Consider the following 1,088-nt stretch of genomic DNA (forward strand, 5'->3'; position numbering starts at 1 on the left):
AACGTGGGCACCATTGGTCACGTGGACCACGGCAAGACCACGCTGACGGCTGCTATCGCAACCGTGCTGTCTGCCAAGTTCGGCGGCGAAGCCAAGAAGTACGACGAAATCGACGCTGCTCCTGAAGAAAAGGCACGCGGCATCACCATCAATACCGCACACGTTGAGTACGAAACGGCTAACCGCCACTACGCTCACGTGGACTGCCCTGGTCACGCCGACTATGTGAAGAACATGATCACCGGCGCTGCTCAGATGGACGGCGCTATTCTGGTTTGCTCGGCTGCTGACGGCCCCATGCCCCAGACCCGTGAACACATCCTGCTGGCTCGCCAGGTGGGCGTGCCTTACATCATCGTGTTCCTGAACAAGTGCGACATGGTGGATGACGAAGAGCTGCTGGAGCTGGTGGAAATGGAAGTCCGCGAACTGCTGGACAAGTACGATTTCCCAGGCGACGACACCCCCATCATCCGCGGCTCGGCCAAGCTGGCTCTGGAAGGCGACCAATCCGACAAGGGTGAGCCTGCCATCCTGCGTCTGGCTGAAGCGCTGGACACCTACATCCCAACGCCAGAGCGCGCTGTGGACGGTGCTTTCCTGATGCCCGTGGAAGACGTGTTCTCCATCTCCGGTCGTGGTACCGTGGTGACCGGCCGTATCGAGCGCGGTATCATCAAGGTCGGCGAAGAAATCGAAATCGTCGGTATCAAGGACACCGTCAAGACCACCGTGACCGGCGTGGAAATGTTCCGCAAGCTGCTGGACCAAGGTCAAGCTGGTGACAACGTTGGCCTGCTGCTGCGCGGCACCAAGCGTGAAGACGTGGAGCGTGGCCAAGTGCTGTGCAAGCCTAACTCGATCAAGCCACACACCCACTTCACCGCTGAAGTGTATGTGCTGAGCAAGGACGAAGGCGGCCGCCACACCCCATTCTTCAACAACTACCGTCCTCAGTTCTACTTCCGTACCACGGACGTGACCGGCGCCATCGAGCTGCCAGCTGACAAGGAAATGGTTATGCCTGGCGACAACGTGTCGATCACCGTCAAGCTGATCAACCCCATCGCTATGGAAGAAGGTCTGCG

At 59.1% G+C, this 1,088-nt stretch carries 1 protein-coding gene; it reads left to right on the forward strand.

The annotated features are described in order from the left end of the window. A partial coding sequence (gene tuf / locus AB7A72_RS23710; protein WP_369461317.1) for an elongation factor Tu occupies nt 1–1,088 on the forward strand: 1,088 nt, incomplete at both ends.

This window comes from Comamonas sediminis (genome assembly GCF_041107495.1).
In the GTDB taxonomy this organism is placed as follows: Bacteria; Pseudomonadota; Gammaproteobacteria; order Burkholderiales; family Burkholderiaceae_C; genus Comamonas; species Comamonas sediminis.